The 19,095-nt window shown below is 70.1% G+C and carries 16 protein-coding genes; 2 read left to right on the plus strand and 14 right to left on the minus strand.

The window, feature by feature from the left end:
- Positions 1–35: 35 nt before the first annotated feature.
- Positions 36–878, plus strand: a complete 843-nt coding sequence (locus AB3X08_RS22475) for an ABC transporter ATP-binding protein (RefSeq protein WP_369935312.1) — start codon at positions 36–38, stop codon at positions 876–878.
- A 282-nt stretch (positions 879–1,160) separates the two neighbouring features.
- Here the strand turns inward: AB3X08_RS22475 and AB3X08_RS22480 are convergent, their stop codons facing one another.
- The 9 genes from AB3X08_RS22480 to AB3X08_RS22520 all read right to left on the minus strand — a co-directional run bounded on the left by AB3X08_RS22480 (position 1,161) and on the right by AB3X08_RS22520 (position 11,181).
- The gene (locus AB3X08_RS22480) at positions 1,161–2,795 is read right to left on the minus strand and encodes an MFS transporter (RefSeq protein ID WP_369935313.1); all 1,635 of its coding nucleotides are present in this window, start codon (positions 2,793–2,795) and stop codon (positions 1,161–1,163) included.
- Positions 2,788–3,207 (minus strand): DoxX family protein, encoded by a 420-nt coding sequence (locus AB3X08_RS22485; protein ID WP_369935315.1) that lies wholly within the window; start codon positions 3,205–3,207, stop codon positions 2,788–2,790. Before AB3X08_RS22485 ends, AB3X08_RS22480 begins: the two co-directional genes overlap by 8 nt.
- 84 nt (positions 3,208–3,291) lie before the next feature.
- Positions 3,292–5,184, minus strand: coding sequence for an amidohydrolase (locus tag AB3X08_RS22490; RefSeq protein WP_369935317.1), 1,893 nt, complete (start codon positions 5,182–5,184; stop codon positions 3,292–3,294).
- Positions 5,177–5,458, minus strand: coding sequence for a DUF1427 family protein (locus AB3X08_RS22495; protein WP_369935318.1), 282 nt, complete (start codon positions 5,456–5,458; stop codon positions 5,177–5,179). Before AB3X08_RS22495 ends, AB3X08_RS22490 begins: the two co-directional genes overlap by 8 nt.
- 13 nt (positions 5,459–5,471) lie before the next feature.
- The gene (locus AB3X08_RS22500; protein WP_369935319.1) at positions 5,472–6,125 is read right to left on the minus strand and encodes an isochorismatase family protein; all 654 of its coding nucleotides are present in this window, start codon (positions 6,123–6,125) and stop codon (positions 5,472–5,474) included.
- Between the two features lie 114 nt (positions 6,126–6,239).
- The gene (locus AB3X08_RS22505) at positions 6,240–7,652 is read right to left on the minus strand and encodes an alginate export family protein (protein ID WP_369935320.1); all 1,413 of its coding nucleotides are present in this window, start codon (positions 7,650–7,652) and stop codon (positions 6,240–6,242) included.
- Positions 7,653–7,678: 26 nt separating this feature from the next.
- On the minus strand, positions 7,679–8,584 hold the full coding sequence (locus AB3X08_RS22510) for a VOC family protein (RefSeq protein WP_369935322.1): 906 nt from the start codon (positions 8,582–8,584) through the stop codon (positions 7,679–7,681).
- Between the two features lie 154 nt (positions 8,585–8,738).
- Positions 8,739–10,184 carry a DUF4832 domain-containing protein gene (locus tag AB3X08_RS22515; protein ID WP_369935323.1) on the minus strand — a complete coding sequence of 482 codons (1,446 nt, stop codon included), beginning with the start codon at positions 10,182–10,184 and terminating at the stop codon, positions 8,739–8,741.
- A 535-nt stretch (positions 10,185–10,719) separates the two neighbouring features.
- Positions 10,720–11,181, minus strand: coding sequence for a winged helix-turn-helix transcriptional regulator (locus tag AB3X08_RS22520; protein WP_369935324.1), 462 nt, complete (start codon positions 11,179–11,181; stop codon positions 10,720–10,722).
- 133 nt (positions 11,182–11,314) lie between these two features.
- On the opposite strand from AB3X08_RS22520, the gene AB3X08_RS22525 reads away from it, so the two are divergent.
- Complete coding sequence (locus AB3X08_RS22525) at positions 11,315–12,220, plus strand: NAD(P)H-binding protein (protein ID WP_369935326.1); 906 nt, start codon at positions 11,315–11,317, stop codon at positions 12,218–12,220.
- 31 nt (positions 12,221–12,251) lie between these two features.
- Here the strand turns inward: AB3X08_RS22525 and mnmE are convergent, their stop codons facing one another.
- The 5 genes from mnmE to rpmH form a co-directional block, all read right to left on the minus strand.
- Positions 12,252–13,592, minus strand: a complete 1,341-nt coding sequence (gene mnmE / locus AB3X08_RS22530) for a tRNA uridine-5-carboxymethylaminomethyl(34) synthesis GTPase MnmE (RefSeq protein ID WP_369935327.1) — start codon at positions 13,590–13,592, stop codon at positions 12,252–12,254.
- Between the two features lie 28 nt (positions 13,593–13,620).
- Entirely contained in the window at positions 13,621–16,368 is a 2,748-nt protein-coding gene (locus tag AB3X08_RS22535) for a polysaccharide deacetylase family protein (protein WP_369935328.1), read from the minus strand.
- Between the two features lie 94 nt (positions 16,369–16,462).
- On the minus strand, positions 16,463–18,202 hold the full coding sequence (gene yidC, locus AB3X08_RS22540) for a membrane protein insertase YidC (protein WP_369935329.1): 1,740 nt from the start codon (positions 18,200–18,202) through the stop codon (positions 16,463–16,465).
- Between the two features lie 18 nt (positions 18,203–18,220).
- Positions 18,221–18,700: a ribonuclease P protein component gene (gene rnpA, locus AB3X08_RS22545; protein WP_369935330.1), complete on the minus strand. Its 480-nt coding sequence runs from the start codon at positions 18,698–18,700 to the stop codon at positions 18,221–18,223.
- Positions 18,697–18,837 carry a 50S ribosomal protein L34 gene (rpmH, locus tag AB3X08_RS22550; RefSeq protein ID WP_003469983.1) on the minus strand — a complete coding sequence of 47 codons (141 nt, stop codon included), beginning with the start codon at positions 18,835–18,837 and terminating at the stop codon, positions 18,697–18,699. The genes rnpA and rpmH overlap by 4 nt, the downstream gene beginning before the upstream one ends.
- Between the last annotated feature and the right edge of the window lie 258 nt (positions 18,838–19,095).

A 19,095-nucleotide genomic window follows, 5' to 3' on the forward strand; every position in this document is an offset into this window, starting at 1 on the left:
CTGCGCGCTCTTGATCACAGAACGGTTTCACTTCCATGTCCGTCCCTCTCTCCGATGCAACTCCCGTGCCGGCCGCCGCGCCACTGATCGAGCTGGATCGCGCCAGCGTGGTGCGCGGCCAGGTGCGCGTGCTGCACGAGCTGAGCCTGCGCATCGCGCTGGGCCAGCACACCGCGCTGCTCGGCCCGAACGGCTGCGGCAAGTCCTCGTTCATCAAGCTGATCACGCGCGAGCTGTATCCGCTGGCGCGCGCCGGCGAAGCTGCGCCGGTGCGCGTGTTGGGACAGAGCCGCTGGCAGGTGGACCGCCTGCGCAGCCAGCTGGGCATCGTCACCGGCGACCTCAGCGTCAATCTCGCCGACATGCCCGGGCTGGACGTGGAGAGCGCGGTGCTGTCCGGTTTCTTCGCCAGTTACGTGGTGCCGCCGCACCGCGAGGTGACCCAGGCCATGCGCGACCGCGCGCGCGAGGCGCTGCAGCTGGCGCACGCGTTGCCGCTGCTGCAGCGGCCGTACGCGGAGCTGTCGGCCGGCGAGACCCGGCGCGTGCTGATCGCGCGGGCGCTGGTCAACCGGCCGCACGCGCTGCTGCTGGACGAACCCAGTACCGGGCTGGACCTGATCGCGCGCCAGCACCTGCTGGCGACGATGCGCGGCCTCGCCCGCCAGGGCATCACGCTGGTGCTGGTGACCCACCATCTCGAGGAGATCGTGCCGGAGATCGATCGGGTGATCCTGCTGCGCGGCGGTCACGTGTACGCCGACGGCACGCGCGAGGAACTGCTGGCCGATGCGCCGTTGTCGGCGGTGTTCGGCGGTCCGGTACGGGTGCGCCGCGACGGGACGACCTACAGCGCGAGCGTGGCCGAGGTGGAATGAGCGGATGCGCGGGCGTGTGGTCTGCGCAGTGCCGTCGATGCTGGTCTTTCAAGGTGTGTTCGCTGGACATGCCGTCAAGCTATCGGTGCCGAGGCGTCCACTCGACCTGGCGTGCCGATGGCTTCGTTCGTCGCGGCTGAAGCCGCTCCCACAGTGGCGTTATGTGGGAGCGACTTCAGTCGCGACGCGCGGTACCGACACGCCTTCGCAACTGCAGTCCTCCCGACACCACCACCTCTGCGCCCGCTACTTCGCCAATCGTAGAAGCCTGCGCGGAATGCACTAGCCGCCAGGCCCATCGGCAGCCGGCGGTAGCGCCTGATGCAGGTCCAGCGCCAGGAAGTGGTGCACCACCGGCCGTTCCGGCCCGATGTGGTAGCGCAGCGCCGCGTGCTGCAGGTCGGCGTCGGCGTGCGACACGCGTTGATGCTGGCGCAGGTGCTCGGCCCAGGATTCGACCAGGAACCATTCCATCACCCGCTCCGGCTCGTTGCTGTGCTCGGTGATGCCCCAAGCGTACGCGCCGTCGCGGCGCCGCTCTTGCGACAGTTCGCGCAAGGCGTGCAGGAACGGCGGCCGGTCGGAAGCGCGCACGCGATATTCGATCTGCACCATGACCGGGCCGCGATCGTGCGCCACCGGCGCGTTGAGCAAGGGTTCGGGCCAATGGTTGGACGGCTGCAGGTCGGCCTCGCCCTTGGGCAGGCGCAGGCGATGGAACGCCAGCGCGACCAGCAGCAACGCGCCGGCACCGAGCAGCAGCGTGGCGGCGATGCCGAGCTGCGCGGCGATCAGGCCCCAGCCCAGGCTGCCGCCGGCCATCGCGCCGTTGAACACGGTCAGGTACACCGCCAGGCCGCGGCCGCGCACCCAGTTCGGCAGCACCGCCTGCGCCACGCCGTTGAGCGTGGTCAGCGCCACGATCCAGCCGACCCCGAGCACCAGCAGCAACAGCACCGCCAGCGCCTGCGACGGTGCGGCGGCCAGCGCCGCCATCACCGCCGCGGTCAGCACCGCGGCCAGCAGTACCAACCCGTCGGCGTCCAGGCGCTTGCGCAACTGCGGCAGCATGATCGCGCCGAGGATCGCGCCGACCCCGACCGCGCCGAGCAGCACACCGTAGAACCCGGCGCTGCCGCCGAGCATGCGCCGCGCCACCAGCGGCAGCAGCGCCCACACCGAACTGGCGAACACGAAGAACACCGCCGCACGCAGCAGCACCACGTGCAGCTCGCGGCTGGCGCGGGCGTAGCGCAGGCCGGCGCGGAAGGCGCCGAAGAACTGCTCGGACAGGCCGCTGTCGGCGGCCTTGGCGCGCGGCCACCACAGCAGCGCCGCAACCACGAACACGTAGCTGAGCACGTCGCTGGCGTACGCGGCGGCCGCGCCCAGGCTGGCCAGCAGCAGGCCGCCGCCGGCCGGGCCCAGCGCGCGGGCGATATTGATGCCCAGCGAGTTCAGCGCCACCGCGTTCTTCAGATCCGCGCGCGGCACCAGCTCGGGCACGATCGCCTGCCAGGTCGGTCCCATCAGCGCGCTGCCGATGCCGCCGACGAAGGTCAGCGCGATCAGGGATTCGACGGTGAGCGCGCCGGTCTTGGACAGCAGCAACAGGCTGCCGCTCACGCAGGCCAGCAACACCTGCACGCAGATCAGGAAGCGGCGCCGGTCGAGAATGTCCGACAGCACCCCGGCGGGAATCGCCAGCAGGAATACCGGCAGCGTCGCCGCGGTCTGCATCAGCGCCACCGCGGCCGGATTGTTGGACAGGTCGGTGACCAGCCAGGAACTGGCCACGTCGCGCATGAAGCTGCCGACGTTGCCGAGGACGGTGGCCGCCCACAGCACCGCGAACACGCGATGCCGCAGCGGGGCGAAGCTGCCGGTGGCCGGCGCGGGGGCGGTGGACTCAGCCATGCGCACGCTCGCGCAGGTCGTGCCAGGCCACCAGCACGAAGCCGCCGACCAGGCCCAGGTGTTCGTAGAACGCGTTCATCGCCGCGAAACGTTGCATGCCGCTCATCTCCCAATAGCGGTTGGCCACGCACGCGGCCACCAGGGTGAAACCGGCCAGGGCCAGTGCGCCCAGCCAACGATACGCGCCGCTGAGAATCAGCAGCGACGCGCCCAGTTCCAGCGCGATCACCGCCGCCGCCAACGGCGCGGCCGGCGCCATGCCGAAGTGCACCATCTCCGCCACCGCGCCATCGAAGGCGAAGGCCTTGACCAGTCCGCCTTGCAGATAGGCCGCGCACAGGCCGAGCAGCGCCAGCCAGCGCAGCCAGGCCGGCGTCAGGCGCGTGGCGGCCGAACGGGTCGCCTCATGCATGGCGCACGCTCCGTGCGATGCCGGCGGCAGGCGCCACGTTCCGCGCGCCGACGTCGGCCTGCGCGCCGATCGCGCGCGTCCGGTTCATACCGCCCAGCACGCGCAACCCAGCGCGCCCCAGAAGCTCTTCAGGTCGGCGATCGGCAGCTGGCTGCTCCACGCGGTGGCGTGCTGGTGCCCATGGATCGTGCAGTCGTGGGCGCAGCCGCAACCGGCCGCGCTCTGTTGCGCCAGCGCCGCCTTCGGCGCCTCGCCCCATGCGCCGTAGCCGCGGAAGCTGCGCGCCGGCGACCAGTCCGGCAGTACCGGCGGCGGTGGCGCTTCGTCATATTCGGCGAACGCGCCACTGGCCCACACCACCTTGCCGCCGACCATGGTCAGCAGCGCGGTGGTGTCGGCGATGTCGCTTTCGGCGCAGCCGAAGTAGTCGCGGTCCGGCACCACCAGATCGGCGAACTGGCCGGCCTGGATGCGGCCCTTCTTGCCTTCCTCGTTGCTGAACCAGGTGACGTGTTCGGTCCACATGCGCAACGCGGTTTCGCGGTCCACGCAATTGCGCTGCGGATACAGGCGCAGGCCGCCAACGGTGCGCCCGGTCACCAGCCACGCCAGCGACACCCACGGATTGTACGACGCGACGCGGGTGGCGTCGGTGCCGGCCGAGACCTTGACTCCCTTCTCCAGCATGCGCTTGACCGGCGGCGTGGCCTGCGCCGCGCCCATGCCGTAGCGCTCGACGAAATACTCGCCCTGGTAGGCCATGCGGTGCTGCACCGCGATGCCGCCGCCGAGCGCGGCGATGCGATCGATGGATTGCTCGGAAATGGTTTCGGCATGGTCGAAGAACCAGTGCAGCCCCTGCAACGGGATCTCCCGGTCCACGCGCTCGAACACGTCCAGCGCGCGGCTGATGGTCTCGTCGTAGGTCGCATGCAGGCGCCACGGCCAGCGGTTCTGCGCCAGGATCCGCACCACGTCTTCCAGCTCGTTTTCCATCTGCGGCGGCATGTCCGGGCGCGGCTGGCGGAAGTCCTCGAAGTCGGCAGCGGAGAACACCAGCATCTCGCCAGCGCCGTTGTGGCGGAAGTAGTCGTCGCCCTGCTGGTAGCGCGAGCTGGCGGTCCAGTGCAGGAAGTCGTCCTTCTCCTGCTGCGGTTTCTGGGTGAACAGGTTGTAGGCCAGGCGAAGGGTCAGCTGGCCGGCGTCGGCCAGTTCCTGGATCACCTTGTAGTCGTCGGGGTAGTTCTGGAAACCGCCGCCGGCATCGATCGCGCCGGTGACGCCGAGCCGGTTCAATTCGCGCATGAATTGCCGGGTGGAATTGACCTGGTATTCGTAGGGCAGCTTCGGGCCCTTGGCCAGCGTGGCGTACAGGATCGACGCGTTCGGCTTGGCCAGCAGCAGTCCGCTGGGATTGCCGTCGGCGTCGCGCACGATCTCCCCGCCCGGCGGCGCCGGCGTGTCCTTGCCATAGCCCACCGCACGCAGCGCGGCGGCATTGAGCAGCGCGCGGTCGTACAGGTGCAGCAGGAACACCGGCGTGTCCGGCGCCACCGCATTGAGTTCGGCGATGGTCGGCAGGCGCTTTTCGGCGAACTGGTGCTCGCTGAAGCCGCCGACCACGCGCACCCACTGCGGCGTCGGGGTGATCGCCACCTGCCGGCGCAGCATGTCCATCGCGTCGGCGAGGCTGCGCACGCCGTCCCAGCGCAGTTCCAGGTTGTAGTTGAGGCCGCCGCGGATCAGGTGCAGGTGGTTGTCGGTCAGGCCCGGCAGCACGCAGCGGCCGTGCAGGTCGATGCGCCGGGTGTGCGCGCCGGCCAGCGGCAGGATCTCCTCGTCGCTGCCGACCTGCAGGAAGCGGCCGTCCTTGATCGCCACCGCCGCGGCGCTGGGACGCGCGCGGTCCAGGGTGGTGAAGCGGCCGTGGTGCAGGATCAGGTCCGGCGCGGCGTCGGTCGCATGCGGCTCAGCCATTGTCGTGTTCTCCCCGTTCCGCTTGCGCCGGCGTGCGCGTGCGCTGCGGCAGTTCGCCGAACACGTGCGGCTTGACCTGGTGGTGGAACCACGAGGTCGGTTGCGCGTCGCTGCGCAGCAGCCGCTGCACCAGCGGCGGCAACTGCTCGCCGAGCAGGATGCCGAGCAGGCCCACCAGCGCGATCACCGGCGGCGCCGGCGAACGCACCTTGAACAGCGCATAGATCACCCCGACCAGCAGGCCCAGGCCCAGGGACACCAGATAGGTCTTCATCGGCGCGCTCCGCTCAGCCTTCATGGGCGCCGAACATGGTCCGGGCATAGACGATGCCCAGGCCGTAGGCGCCGCCGTACTTGCGCGCCACCTCGGTGGTGCTGGCGTAGGTGTCGCTGCGCGCCCAGTCGCGCTGCAGTTCCAGCAGGTACTGCAGCGCGGTCATCGGCCGGCCGCCGGCCTGCACGATGCGCTCGATGGCGCGGTTGTGCGCCTCGGCCGACACGTCGCCGCAGGCGTCGGCGATCACATAGACCTCGAAGCCCTGGTCCAGCGCCGACAGCGCCGGGCCGACGATGCACACGCTGGTCCACAGCCCGGCCAGCACGATCCGCGGCTTGCCGATCTCGTTGACGCGCTGGATCACCGCGGCGTCTTCCCAGGTGTTCATCGAGGTGCGGTCGAGCAGCGCCTGGCCCGGGAACGGCGCCACCACTTCCTCGAACATCGGTCCGGAGAAGCTCTTCTCCGCCACCGTGGTCAGGATCGCCGGCACGCCGAAGCTGGCCGCGGCGTTGGCCACCAACGCCGCGTTGGTGCGCAGCGCGCTCGCGTCGATCGAGTGCGTGGCGAAGGCCATCTGCGACTGGAAGTCGATCATGATCAGGGTGTGATCGCCCGGGGACAGCAGCGAGGCGCCCGGAACGGGCAGAGCGGCGAGCGGCATGGCGAGATCCTGGTGTGCGGGGGAAAGCGCGATGCTGGCGCGTGCTGGCGGCGGCGTCTTGGAGATTCGTGTCGCGTTGCGCGCCAAATGCAGGGCCGCTGCCGCAGCGCACGGCTACCAGGCCCAGCGCAATTCCGCGCCGACATAGTCGCTGTCGCGTGCGCCGGCCTGGCGCAGCGCGCTGCCCACGTCGTAGCGCACCGCTTCCAGCGCCGCGACGAGCTGCGGCGACAACGGACGCTGCAACCGCAGCTGGGTATAGCGGCCGGTCCAGCGCCCGCCATGGCCGGCGGTGCCGGCCACCGGCGCGGCGGGCTGCAGGTACACCGCATCGGCGGTGCTCTGCCGCCACAGCAGGCCCACGCCCAGCGTCGCGGTCAGCGATGGCGCGGCCTGCCACTGCAGCGTCGGCTTGACGTGCAGCAGATTGCTGTAGCCGGTGTAGCCGGCGAGCGCGAAGTAGTAGCCGTTCGGGAACAGCGGATTGAACGTGCCCACACGGCCGTCGCCGGCGTGCGCATCGCCGGATGCGGCATCCAGCTGCAGTCCCAGCCGCGGCTGCACGGCGAACCCGCGCAACGTGTAGCCGCTGCGCGCGCCGAACGCCCAGGCCCGGATCGCCTGCCGACCCACGCTGCCGCGCTGCGCCATCGCTTCCAGGTCCCAGTCCACGCCGCTGGCCGCACCGGCGAAACGCAGATCGAACACGTGCCGGCGCTCGCGGCCGCCGCCATCCAGATAATGCGCCTGGTCGCGCGCGTACAGCGCGTAGTAGGCCGACAGTTCGTTGTCGCCGACCACCTTGCGCTCGGCACGCAGCGTGCTGAAGCGCACGCGGCGGCTGGAACTGTCGTCGAAGGCGCGCGCGTCGGCGTACTGCACCGGCTGGCTGAGGAAACCGAGCACGCGCCAGCGCGCGGTTTCCCAATCGGCCCACACCGCATCGAACGATTGACGCACATTGGGGCCGTCGCGCGAGGACACGAAGCGTTGCAGGTCGAAGGCGAAATCCTGGCGCCCCACGCGCGCCTTGAAGGTGCCGGCGGCGAAGGCATGCTGGTAGGCGACGAAGGCCAGGCGCAGGTCGAGCCGGTTCTGGTCCGCGCCCGAATGCACGCGCTTGGCATAGGCGCGTACGTCCTCCAGTTGCGCGAACGCCTGCCATGCCCTGTCCAGGCGCAGGTCGGCGTGCAGCTGCATGCGCTGCAGCAGGTAGGCATCGGCCGCGCCGCCGGTGCCCAGGCCCGGGGCATCGTTCGACTCGAAACGCTCGCGCAGGTTGGCGCCGAACGACAGGTAGCGTTGCGGGTCGTCGGCGTCCAACGGCAGGTACTTCAAGCGGTCCAGCGGCGTTTGCCGCAGCGCCGGATCGGCCAGCGCCGACCAGTCTTCCTGCCAGCGATTGGTGCTAGGCGCCGGTCGCGTCGGCAGCGCAGCTGGCTGCGGCGCTTGATCCGCGGCGCACACCGGTGCCGAGATCGCGAACGTGCAGACCAGCACCAGCGCCACCGTCGCGCCGTATCGCATGCGCCGTTCGCCGCGCGTATCCCGGCTCAATGCGCCAGCGGGCCATGGATCTCGGCGACGTAGCCGCCGGGGAATTCCACCACCGCGCTGCGCCGGTCCTGCGCGGCGAACGGCGCCACCAGCACCTGCACGCCGGCCGCCTTGGCCTTGTCCAGCGTCTGCTGCAGGTCCTCGACTTCGTAACCGGTGGTGTCGCGGCCGTACGGATACGGCAGGTGCCCGTCGCTGACCGCCACCGTGGTCTTGCCGAAATCCGAGAGCAGGCGGATGCGCCGGTAGTGTTCGCCCGGGCGGCCGATCTCCTGCCCCGGCGCCTGCCGTGCATCTTCCACCAGCTTGCCGTGGGAGAAGGCGAGGAAACTGCGCACGAAGGCATCGGCGCGGTCCGGCGACAGGTACACGCGGTTCTCCGGCAACGTGCGGAATGCCGCGTACGACGGCTTCGTGGTGTGCCAGTACAGCTGCGTGTTGACGCCGCCGGGCCACTGCACCACCGCATCGCGACCGATCGGATCGGGGAACGGCGCGACCAGCACATCGGCGCCCGCGGCGCGCGCCGCGGCAACCGCCTGATCCATGTCGCGCACCAGCAGGCCGTTGCGCTCGGCACCGAACGGGTACGGGATCGGCGTGGTGAAGCCGAACAGCGAGACCGTGCCGACCGGCGTCTGCAAGAGTTGCGAGGTGGTGCTGCTCGGGGTCGGCGTCACCGTCGCCACCACCTGGCGCGTGCTGCTGCCGCCGAAGGTGGCCAGGAAGCTGGCGACGAAGCGGTCCACGTCGGCCGGCGCCACGTACACGTGGGTGGTGTCGTACTGCGGGGCGACCGCGACCGGCGGCGTGGCCGCGGCGTGCGGCGCAGCCACGGCGACGAATGCGGTCAGCGAGGACATGCCGAGCGACAGCGCGGCGGCGGCGAGTTTCAGGCGCATGCGGAACATCCTCGACTTGCGGCGAACACCGGCACCGCACGACGGCACCGGCAACCGGCACCCGATGCGCCGGCGTTCGCATGCTGCGCCGCGTGGCGGCGGCGGTCTTGGAAATTCGCGCGGTGTTGCGCCGCCGGCGCGCGGCGCCGATCGCTCAGAGCACCTGGACCTGGCCCAGCGGCAGGCGCCGCTCGCTGTCCTGGCCGTCGTTCTGCGGCGCGATATGGCGGCGGCCCGGTGCGTCGTCGGCCAGCGCCAGGCGCAGCGCGTAACTGCCCGCCGGCAGCGACGCGGGGACGGTGAAGCTGGCGCTGCGGCTGAGCGTGGCGCCGGGCATGACCTCGTTGAGCGCGACGCCGGCCACGCTGGCGCGCGCACGGGTACTGCCGTCGGCCGCTACCCAATGCAGCTCCACGTGATAGCCCTGGTACAGCGGTGCCGAGCCCTGGTTGCTCATGTCCAGTCGCAGGGTGGCCTGCTGGCCGCGCGTCTGCGTGTCCGGCCAGCTCACCTTGGCGACCGCCAGGCGGTAGCCCAGATCGCGCTTGATCTCGCCGAGCTTGGCGGCGTTGCCGCTGGTTTCGTGCGCGCCGGCCGGGCCGAGAAAGCTGAAGTGGTAGTCGCGCAACAGCTTGCGGATGTCGGCGGTGCGGTTGATCCAGGTGCTCTTCTGGTTGGCATTGGGGCTCTCGCCGCTGATCGGGCTCACCATCCAGTTCTGGCGCGCGGCGGGCACTTCGTTGCTCAGGCCGTACTCCAGGTTCCACCAGCCATCGTCGCTGCAACTGGGCATGGCCGGACTGAAGGCGGCGCAGCTGGCGGTGAAGGAGGGGAAGTAGTCCTCGTGGAAGCCGAACATCGCCGATCCCACATCGGACTGGCGCGCGTAGCGGGTCTGCAGCGGCGTGCGGGTGAACGCGGCGACGTAGGCGTCGCGGATCAGCGCGCGCGTCTGCGCGTTCGGCTGCAGGTCCTCGCAGCCGCTGGTATGCCATTCGCCCCAGAAGCCGAGCAGCCCCACCTGGACCGCGGTGATGCGCGGATCGCCGTCGTAGCGCGCGGCCAGCGCCGCGACGAACTGGCGCATCTGCTCGCGCGCGTTGGCGTTGTTGTAGTCCAGGCTGCGGACCGGCCCGTCGCCATCGCAACTGGCGCGCACCGCGAACGGAATGGACAGCGGTGCCTGTTCGAGGAACTTGGGGTAGTCGCGCTCGTTCTCGCCACCGGTGTAGTGCGCATCGATCCGGCTGCCGGCGCTGTCCGGGTAGTCGGCGACCGGGCGCAGCACGAAGGTGGCGAGCGGATCGTCGTTGAGGATGGGTTGCAGGTAGTGGGTCTCGACTGCCTGCCAATCGAAGACCTGGTCGGCGGTCTCGATCATCCGCCACGGCAGATACACGTGATAGATGTGCGCGCCGTGGAAGTTGTCCACCCCGCCATCGGCGGCGTAGGAACTGCCCCACAGCATGAACCCGCGATGCGGATTGTCGAACTCCTGGGTGGACACGGCCGGCGTCAGCGAACCGGCCTGCGCACACGTGGCGCTGAGCAGGCAGGCGATGGCGAGGGACAGGCGTCGGGAAGCGGAACGTGGCGACATGGGGCGACCTCTGCGTTTATGAAGGTGTGTCGGAGACGTTGCGAGGCAACGGACATCGCGGTTCGGTCGCCGCCGTGGCAATCGAATCGGCGTCGGGCGGCGATGGCGTTCGGTCGCACCGCGGTGCGGTTCTAAAAGGTCCTACGGCGCTTGCGGCAGCGCGTTGCCTCTCAGGAGAGCACGTGCGATGCGACGAAACGAGCCTATTTTAAGTTTCGTTATGCATCAACAACGCAAGATAACGAAATTCCATCTGTCTACCGGAGTGGACTGGATGTTTGATCGCCGCCACCGTTTGGCGGCATTGCCGGAGCGGCGGCACGATCTCGCACCGGCGCTCGCAGGGGCCGGGCATGCCGCTCGTCGCATCAGGCGAACGCCGCGCGCCGCAGTGGGACCGGGCACAGATGCACGAGGCCACGCCGGCGGCGGATGCGTGTTGCAACAAAAGGACGTGGTAGCCGGCCGGCACATGAGCGCCCCGCGGCCGCACTGCATGCGCGCTGTTCGATCAGAGCAGGCGCGCCCGCCGCGGCTAGGCGCGGCGGCGGGTCTCCATGGGCGCCGCGGTCTCGGGCGGCGCGGCCGCGAAGGCCGCGCGCGCGGCGCGGACGTCGCCATGATGGGCTTCCGCCCAGCGCACCAGGTGCGTCAGTGGTTCACTCAAGGAGCGGCCCAGCGGCGTCAGCCGGTATTCCACGCCCGGCGGCACCAGCGGCAGCACCTCGCGCGCGACCAGCCCCTCGCGCTGCAGGTCGCGCAGGGTCTGGGTCAGCATGCGCTGGGAGATATCTGGCACCGCGCGGCGCAATTCGCCGAAACGGTGCGGCCGCTCGGCCAGCAGCAGCAGGAACAGGGTGCTCCACTTGTCGCCGATCTGCCCGAGCACGTCGCGCACCGGACATTGGTCGATGGCCACGCCGGCGCGTTGGTAGTCGTGCAACTGCTGGCTCAAGCGCGGCTCGGAGGCGGCCGCCGACGGCGTGGCGGTGTCCATGGTGGTTACCTAAAAGTAATCAGGGGCGGAAAAAGTGCCGTCTTTACAGCGCGGCGCCGGTCTCTAGGATAGACCAGGTTCCTTTTCCAGACCATGTCGCTTGCCGACACCCTTCCCTTCAGGAGACCCCATCATGTCCACCTCTACCGATTCCCTGCTCGTCACCGGCGCCGGCGGCCAGTTCGGCCAGCGCGTACTCGCGCACCTACTCGACACCCTGCAGGTGGCGCCGTCGCGGGTGGTGGCCATGACCCGCCAGCCGGAACGTCTGGCGGCCTGGGCCGCGCGCGGCGTCGTGGTGCGCCAGGGCGATTTCGACGACGTCGCCTCGCTGGACGCCGCCTTCCACGGCGCCGGCCGCGTGTTGCTGATCAGCACCGACGCGCTGGACCGCCCCGGCCACCGCCTGCAGCAGCACCGGGCCGCGATCGCCGCCGCCGAGCGCGCCGGCGCCGGCCACCTGGTCTACACCTCGTGCCCGGAACCGCACGACTCGCCGCTGTTGTTGGCCCCCGACCATGCCGGCACCGAGGACACGCTGGCGGCCAGCACCCTGCCCGCCTGGACCGTGCTGCGCAATCACTGGTACTTCGAAAACCTGTTCATGAGCCTGCGCTCGGTGCTGGCCTCGGGCCACTGGTACAGCGCGGCCGGCGACGGCGGCATCGCCCACATCGCCCGCGACGATCTGGCCCGCGCCGCCGCGGTCGCGCTGGCCAGCGGCGACGGCAAGCGCACCCTGACCCTCAGCGGCGCGCGCGCCTACACCACCGCCGAGATCGCCGCGCTGGTCGCGCAGGTGCTGGACGTACGGATCCAGGTGGTACCGGTGCCGGTCGAAGGCCTGGTCCAGGGCATGGTCGGCGCCGGCCTGCCCGAACCGGTCGCGCGCGTCTATGCCTCCTTCGACACCAACACCGCCGCCGGCCGCGTCGCCACGGTCACCGGCGACTATCAGGCACTGACCGGGCAGGCGCCGCTGCCGTTCGAACAGTGGCTGCAGGAGCAGCGCGCGCAGCTGGCCGCGCTGAAGCCGTAGGAGAGAAGTCGGCGGCGTTTTGACGAGGCAACTACTTGCCGATGCAGAAGCTGGAGAAGATCCGCCCGAGCAGGTCGTCGGCGCTGAGCGCGCCGACGATCTCGCCGAGCGCGGCGTGGGCCAGGCGCAGTTCTTCGGCGGCTAGTTCCAGGCGTTCGTGGTCCAGTTCCGCCGCGGCCGCGGCCGCGTGCGTGGCCGCGCGCTGCAGCGCATCGACGTGGCGCGCCCGCGCCGAGAACTCGCCGTCGCTGCCCTCGCCGGCCGCGGCGCCGGCGATCGCGCGCAACTGCGCGTGCAACTGTTCCAGTCCGCTGCCGGTGGCGGCGGAGACATAGACGCGCTCGGCGCCGGCCTCGGGCACGGCGGCGAGCAGGTCGCTCTTGTTGTGGATCCACAGCCGCTGCGGCACGTCGGCAATGGCGTCGGCGATCGCGGCATGGCCAGCCTCGGCTTCGCGCGCGTCCAGCACGATCAGCGCCAGGTCGGCGCGCTGCAGTTCCTGCCGCGCGCGACGCATGCCTTCGCGCTCGATCGCATCGCCGCCCTCGCGCAGGCCCGCGGTGTCGACCAGGGTCAGTTCGACGCCGTCCAGGCGCACGGTCTCGTGCAAGGTGTCGCGGGTGGTCCCGGCGATGTCGGTGACGATGGCGCGCTCGCTGCCGGCCAATGCGTTGAGCAGCGAACTCTTGCCGGCATTCGGCGGCCCGACCAGCACCGCGTGCAGGCCATCGCGCAGGCGCCGGCCACGTTCGGCCTCGGCGGTGAGTTGCGCCAGGTCGGTGCACACCTGCGCCAGGCCGGCACGGACCTGCGCGCCGCCCAGCGTGTCCAGCGGCTCGTCGGCGAAATCGATCGCCGCTTCGATATGGATGCGCAGGTGCACCACCTGCTCGGCCAGCGCATCGACCCGGCGCGAGAACACGCCGTCCAGCGACCGCCGCGCCGCACGCGCCGCGCGCAGGTCGCCGGCGGCGATCAGATCGGCGATCGCCTCGGCCTGAGCCAAGTCCAGCTTGCGATTGAGGAACGCGCGTTCGCTGAATTCGCCGGGCCGCGCCGGCCGCGCGCCGAGTTCGCAGCAGCGCGCCACCAGTTGCCGCAGCAACACCGGGCTGCCATGCGCCTGCAGTTCCAGCACGTCCTCGCCGGTGAAGCTGCGCGGCGCCGGGAACCACAGCGCGATGCCGTCGTCGAGCGTCTGTCCTTGCGCATCGCGGAAGCGCGCATAGCGGGCCGTGCGCGGGGTCAGCCCATCCAGGCCCAGCGCCGCGCCGATCGCCGCGGCCCGGCGCCCGGACACGCGCACCACACCGACGCCGCCCGCACCCGGAGCGGTGGCGATGGCGACGATGGTGTCGGTGGCCTGCGGCATGGCGAAAACGTCCCGGCGGCGCTGCAGGCTACAACGTCTGCAGCTGGGTGCGTGCGTAGGCCGCCGAGGCGCCGCTCGGCTGCAGTTCCAGGTAGGTCTGGAACGCATGCTTGGCCTTGGCCGCATCGCCCATCTGCCGATAGGCGTCGCCGAGGTTGATGTAGGCCACCGCGCGCGAGGGATCGATCTTCAGCGTGTTCTCCAGCCAACGCGCGGCCTGCGCGTACTTGCCCTGGCGGTAGTAGATGAAGCCGAGGTTGTTGGCCGCCAGCGCGAAATCGGGGCGCAGCTTCAGCGCTTCGGTGAACTGCGCCTCGGCCTCGTCGTAGCGCTTTTCCTTGTACAGCTGCAGGCCGCGGTCGTTGGCGCGCTGCGCCTGCTGGCGATCGGACAGCGGCCCGGCGGCGGCCGGCACCGCCAGCGGCCGCTCGCCGCCCTGCAGGTCCTTGACCACGGTCGGCTTGGCCGCCGGCGCCGCGGTCGACGCCGCCGTCGCCGTGGCAGGCGTGGCGACGGCCGGCACCGCCGCCGCGACCTTGTCGTTCATCGCGATCGCCGCCGAGGACAGCTGCTGGGTGTTGGCGGTCAGGAATTCGTCGCCTTCGGGCACCTGCAGCACGAACTCGCCGCCCTGCGAGCCGGGCAGGCTGCCGAACGCCGGCGTCTGCGGCGAAATGCTCGACACCGCCGGCGCCACGTACGCGGCCAGTTCGGTGCCGGTGATCAGGCCGTCGCCATTGAGATCGCCCTTGCCCGACAGCGCCTGCAGCAGCACCCAGGTGAACACCGAATGGCCGTTGGGGCCGCTGTCGGCGACCTGCTGGTCGGCGCCGCCGGCGGTGAGCATCTGCCGCGCCACGCGCCGCGCGTTCTCGCGCAGGTAGGCGTTGGTGCCGCCGCCGCCGCGGGTCAGGCCCAGGCCGCTGTAGCAGGCGTCCATCACGAACAGCACATGCTTGGCTTCCAGGCTCTCGGCGATGTCCTGGATCTCGGTCATCGGGATCGCGTCGGTGGCGAACTGCGCCGGGTCCGAATCGGCCGGCACGATATAGCCCAGGTCGCGCCCGGAGGCGAGCTTGCGGGTGGCGCCATGCCCGGCGAAGAACACGAACACGCGATCGTTCTTGCCCACTCCGCCGTGCGCCAGGCGGTCGTGGAACGCGGCCAGGATGTTGTTGCGCGTGGCCTCCTGGTTCTTCAGCACGATCACCTGCGAAGACGGGAAGCCGAAGCTGCCGGTCAGCGTCTGCGCGATCGCCTGCGCGTCGTTGGCCGCGTACTGCAGCTTCGGCCAGCGCGCGTAGTCGTCGATGCCGATCACGATCGCCCACGACTTGTCGTAGCCGCTGGTCACCGCCGGCGCCGCCGCGTTGGCCGCCGCGCGCGCCACGCTGAAATCGCGCCCGTTCCAGGCGGCGAACTGGTAACCATCGGCGCTGAGCCGGTCCAGGATCTGCGGCAGCGCCTTGACCGTGCGGGCGTGGATATCGTGGAACAGCAGGATGCCGCGCTGCTCGCGGCCGACCTGCTCGAGCACGCGTTGCACGATCGATTCGGGCACCGGATCGGCCCAGTCCAGCGAGTCCACGTTCCACATCACCGACTTCAACCCGGCCTCGCCGAGGATCTGCATGCCCTCGGCGTTGCGCGCGCCGTACGGGAAGCGGAACAACGGCGCGCGCTTGGCATCGACCGCGCGCAGCATGCGGTCGGTATCCAGGATCTGGCTGCGCAGCGCGGCGCCGGTTTCCTTCGACAGCTGCGCATGGGTCAGGCTGTGGTTGCCGACCGTGTAGCCCTGCTCCATCAGCTCGCGGCTGACGCTGGCCAGCGGCGCCAGTTCGACCTTGCCGTCGGCATCGAGCTTGCCCAGGTTGCGGCCGACCTCGAAGAACGTGGCCGGCACGTCGTAGCGCTTGAGGATGGCGACGATCTCGTCGGTGTACTCGCGGTGCGGGCCGTCGTCGAAGCTCAGCACCACCGTCTTCGGAGGCAGGTCGCGGCCGAACACTTCGCGGTCGCTGTCCTGCATCGACATCGGATACGGGGTGATCACCCCGTAGTCGCGCAGGATGCGTTCGCGCGTGTACAGCGTGCCCAGGTGGGCGACGTAGTCCTCCCATTTCTCGCGCTTCTGCACGATCGCGCGGGTGCGGTCGAAGCGGCTGAAGATCGCGGTGATCTCGCGGTTGTAGGTGCGCTCGATCTCGTCCAGCGCTTCCAGGTCCTCGCCGATGCGCTGGTGCAGCTTGATCGCCGGCAGCGACGAATCCTTGCCGATGCGCACCTGCCAGTCGGCGAGGATCTCGCGGAACGCCAGGCGGTCGGCGTCGTACAGGTCCGGCGCCGATTCGACGTAGTCCAGCAGCGCGCCGACCGCGGCGAAGCGCTGCGCGTCCGGCTGCGCCAGCAGCGCATCGAACTGCTTGGCCAACGCCTCGCGCCGTTCCAGGCCTTCATGGAACAACTGCTGGCCGACGCCGCTGGAGGTCTGCCGCTCGGCCGGCGATTGCTTGGCCTCGTCGGCCAGCAGCACGATGATCTTGCGCTGCGCCGCCAGCTGTTCCTGCAACTGCGTGCGGATCGCCGCGGCCTTCGCCTGCAGCGCCGGCGAACCCGGCAACGGGGTGGCGTCGGCGTCCGCTGCGTGCGCGGACGGCGACGCGCCGCCCGTAGCCGAGGTCGTGGACGACGCACTGCGCTGGCAACCCGGCAATGCAAGCACGATCAGGCACAGCGTGGTGGACAGCAGGGAAGCGGAACGGCGGTCGAGCATGGCCCGGGGCTCGCAAGGACGGTGGCAGGACAGGCGACCGCGGCGTGCCGCGGCCGCATGCGCAACGCCCGCCTGGCGGCGGGCGTTGTCTGGGTTATTTCTTCGGCTTGGCCGGCGGTTTGGCGCCGGCGCCAGCGGTGGCCGCCTCGCCGTGACGCTTGGTCATCCACCACTGCTGCAACAGACCCAGCGAACCGTTGGTGACCCAGTACAGCACCAGGCCCGACGGCACGAAGGCCATCATCACGCCGAATACCAGCGGCATGAACTGCATCATCCGCGCCTGCATCGGGTCCATGCCCGGCGACGGCGTCAGCTTCTGCGTCAGCCACATCACCGCCACGTTGATCACCGGCAGGATGAAGTACGGATCGCGCGCGGTCAGGTCCTGGATCCAGGCGAACCACGGCGCCTGGCGCAGTTCCACCGATTCCACCAGCACCCAGTACAGCGCGAAGAAGATCGGCATCTGCACCAGCACCGGCAGGCAGCCGCCCATCGGGTTGATCTTCTCCTTCTTGTACAGCTCCATCATCGCCGTCTGGAACTTCTGCTTGTCGTCGCCGTAGCGTTCCTTGAGCTGCTGGATGCGCGGCTGGAACTTGCGCATCTTGGCCATGCTCTTGTACTGCGCCGCCGAAAGCGGATACAGCATCAGCTTGAGCAGGATCACCAGGCCGACGATCGACCAGCCCCAGTTGCCGAGCAGGGTGTGCAGGTGGCTGAGCACCCAGAACAGGCCCTGGCCCAGGATCGCCATCAGCGAGAACCGGCTGTAGTCGACTACGCGATCCAGGCCGCGCACGTTTTCCTTGGCGATCTGGTTGACCAGCTTCGGCCCGATCCACAGCCGCGCCTCGCTGCTGGCGCGCGCGCCGGGAGCCACGGTGAAGGCCGGGCCGCGCGCTTCGATCACATGCCGCGGGCCGTCGTTGGACAGCACGTACAGCGCCTCCTGGTCGGGCTGCGGAATCCAGCCGGTGAAGAAGTGGTGCTGCAGCAGCGCGATCCAGCCACCCTTGATGGTCTGGTTGACCGGGCCGTCTTCCAGGAAATCCTTGAACGCGCGGCGCTGGTAGCCGTCCTGCGCGCTGAACCAGGTGGCGCCGTTGAAGCTGAAGGAATCCGGGTTGGTCATGCCGCGGCTGACGATGGTCGGCACCCGGCTCAGCTTGCGGAACACGTAGCCCTGCCAGGGCTTGCTGCCCTGGTTGACGATCTCGTCCTTGATCTGCACCGCGTAGTGGCCGCGCTGCACGGTGTAGACGCGGCGGATGGTCACGCCATCGGGGCCGTTCCACACGAACGGCACCTGCAGCGCGTCCTGGCCCTTGGCCAGCACGTAATCCTTGCCCGGCTGCTCGGGGCGGAAGCCGCCCGGGCCCGGCGACGGCGCGTTGTTCTCACCGACCCAGCCGCTGGTGGCGGTGTACGGATGCACCGGGTCCTCGGTCAGCAGCGCCACCGGCGGGCTGCCGGGCTGCTTGGTCTGCGGGAACAGCAGCAGATCCGCATCGAACACGCTGCGGCCGTCCAGGGTCAGGTGCAGCACGTCGGTGGTGATGGTGACCCGCGGCGCGACGCCGGCGGCGACCGGCGCGGCGGTCGCGCTGCTGGCGCCGGGTACGGCGGGGGCGCCGGCTTGGGTGGCGCGCGGCACGGCCGGGGCACCGCTGGCGCCGGCATCGGCGTCCTGCGCGGGCGGCACCGTGGTCGCGGCCGCAATGGCGGTCGCATCGGCCGCAGGCGCGGCATGCTCCTTGTTCCACTCCATCCACAACAGGGCCGCGACCATCAGCCAGGCAAAGATCAGGAAAAGGCGGGTCTGGTTCATCGGACAGGCAAGCTCGGCTCAGCCAGAAACGGGTTCTGACTTGGAAGTGGGGGAAGAAGGAGAGATGGGCGGCGGCATTGTGCCGTCCGCGGCCGGGACCGGCAATGCGCCAGCGCGACGCAGCAGGCGCAGATAGGCCTGACGCAGCTGTTCGCCGCTGGCCTGGGCGGCGGCGCTGCGCGCCACCACCACATAGTCGCCCGGCGCCAGCCACGGCAGCAGATGCCGCGTGGCGTCGCGCAGGACGCGTTTGATGCGATTGCGGACCACGGCGCGCTTGTCGACCTTGCGCGACACGGCAAGGCCCAGCCGCGCCGGGTGATCGGCGCTGCGCCAGTGCAGGCTCATCAGCGGTTCGGAGCAGCGGCGCGCGGCATCGAACACGACGCGGTATTCCGCAGACGTGCGAACCCGCGCAGAGCGAGGAAATCGCCTACGCGGGTCGGGATGTGTCACGGTCCGGATTGCAGGCGCCGCCTGGGGCGGCGAAGCAATCAAGCGCTAAGGCGCTTGCGGCCCTTGGCGCGGCGACGGGCCAGGATCTTGCGGCCGTCGGCGGTCGCCATACGGGCACGGAAGCCATGGTCGCGCTTGCGCTTGAGGTTGCTGGGCTGGAAGGTGCGCTTGGTGGCCATCGGGGCGCTCTGTCTGAATGAGGCGGAAAGAACCGGAAATTCTATAGAACCAACCGGGGTGCGGTCAACTGCTGTCTATCCCACGCCGAAGCGGGCGCCGCATGCGGCCTGTGGATGGATCTGTGAATAGATGCGGGAAAACCATTCCAGACCCTGCGTGCCGATGGTAGTCTGGCCCATCCGCTTTCCTCTTCTCACCGGCCGAGTGCGCCGCGATCGTTCGCGCCTCACGCCTGGTCTCTCAATGAATTACATCTG

The sequence above is a fragment of the Xanthomonas sp. DAR 34887 genome (assembly GCF_041245805.1).
GTDB lineage: Bacteria > Pseudomonadota > Gammaproteobacteria > Xanthomonadales > Xanthomonadaceae > Xanthomonas_A > Xanthomonas_A tesorieronis.

What these genes read in the sequence shown, in the direction of transcription:
- AB3X08_RS22480 (WP_369935313.1), bottom strand. Translation starts at nt 2,795, where the DNA reads ATGGCTGAGTCCACCGCCCCCGCGCCGGCCACCGGCAGCTTCGCCCCG.
- AB3X08_RS22505 (WP_369935320.1), bottom strand. Translation starts at nt 7,652, where the DNA reads ATGCGATACGGCGCGACGGTGGCGCTGGTGCTGGTCTGCACGTTCGCG.
- rpmH (WP_003469983.1), bottom strand. Translation starts at nt 18,837, where the DNA reads ATGGCCACCAAGCGCACCTTCCAGCCCAGCAACCTCAAGCGCAAGCGC.
- yidC (WP_369935329.1), bottom strand. Translation starts at nt 18,202, where the DNA reads ATGAACCAGACCCGCCTTTTCCTGATCTTTGCCTGGCTGATGGTCGCG.
- AB3X08_RS22475 (WP_369935312.1), top strand. Translation starts at nt 36, where the DNA reads ATGTCCGTCCCTCTCTCCGATGCAACTCCCGTGCCGGCCGCCGCGCCA.
- AB3X08_RS22525 (WP_369935326.1), top strand. Translation starts at nt 11,315, where the DNA reads ATGTCCACCTCTACCGATTCCCTGCTCGTCACCGGCGCCGGCGGCCAG.
- AB3X08_RS22510 (WP_369935322.1), bottom strand. Translation starts at nt 8,584, where the DNA reads ATGCGCCTGAAACTCGCCGCCGCCGCGCTGTCGCTCGGCATGTCCTCG.
- AB3X08_RS22500 (WP_369935319.1), bottom strand. Translation starts at nt 6,125, where the DNA reads ATGCCGCTCGCCGCTCTGCCCGTTCCGGGCGCCTCGCTGCTGTCCCCG.
- mnmE (WP_369935327.1), bottom strand. Translation starts at nt 13,592, where the DNA reads ATGCCGCAGGCCACCGACACCATCGTCGCCATCGCCACCGCTCCGGGT.
- AB3X08_RS22485 (WP_369935315.1), bottom strand. Translation starts at nt 3,207, where the DNA reads ATGCATGAGGCGACCCGTTCGGCCGCCACGCGCCTGACGCCGGCCTGG.
- AB3X08_RS22520 (WP_369935324.1), bottom strand. Translation starts at nt 11,181, where the DNA reads ATGGACACCGCCACGCCGTCGGCGGCCGCCTCCGAGCCGCGCTTGAGC.
- AB3X08_RS22490 (WP_369935317.1), bottom strand. Translation starts at nt 5,184, where the DNA reads ATGGCTGAGCCGCATGCGACCGACGCCGCGCCGGACCTGATCCTGCAC.
- AB3X08_RS22515 (WP_369935323.1), bottom strand. Translation starts at nt 10,184, where the DNA reads ATGTCGCCACGTTCCGCTTCCCGACGCCTGTCCCTCGCCATCGCCTGC.
- AB3X08_RS22535 (WP_369935328.1), bottom strand. Translation starts at nt 16,368, where the DNA reads ATGCTCGACCGCCGTTCCGCTTCCCTGCTGTCCACCACGCTGTGCCTG.
- AB3X08_RS22495 (WP_369935318.1), bottom strand. Translation starts at nt 5,458, where the DNA reads ATGAAGACCTATCTGGTGTCCCTGGGCCTGGGCCTGCTGGTCGGGGTG.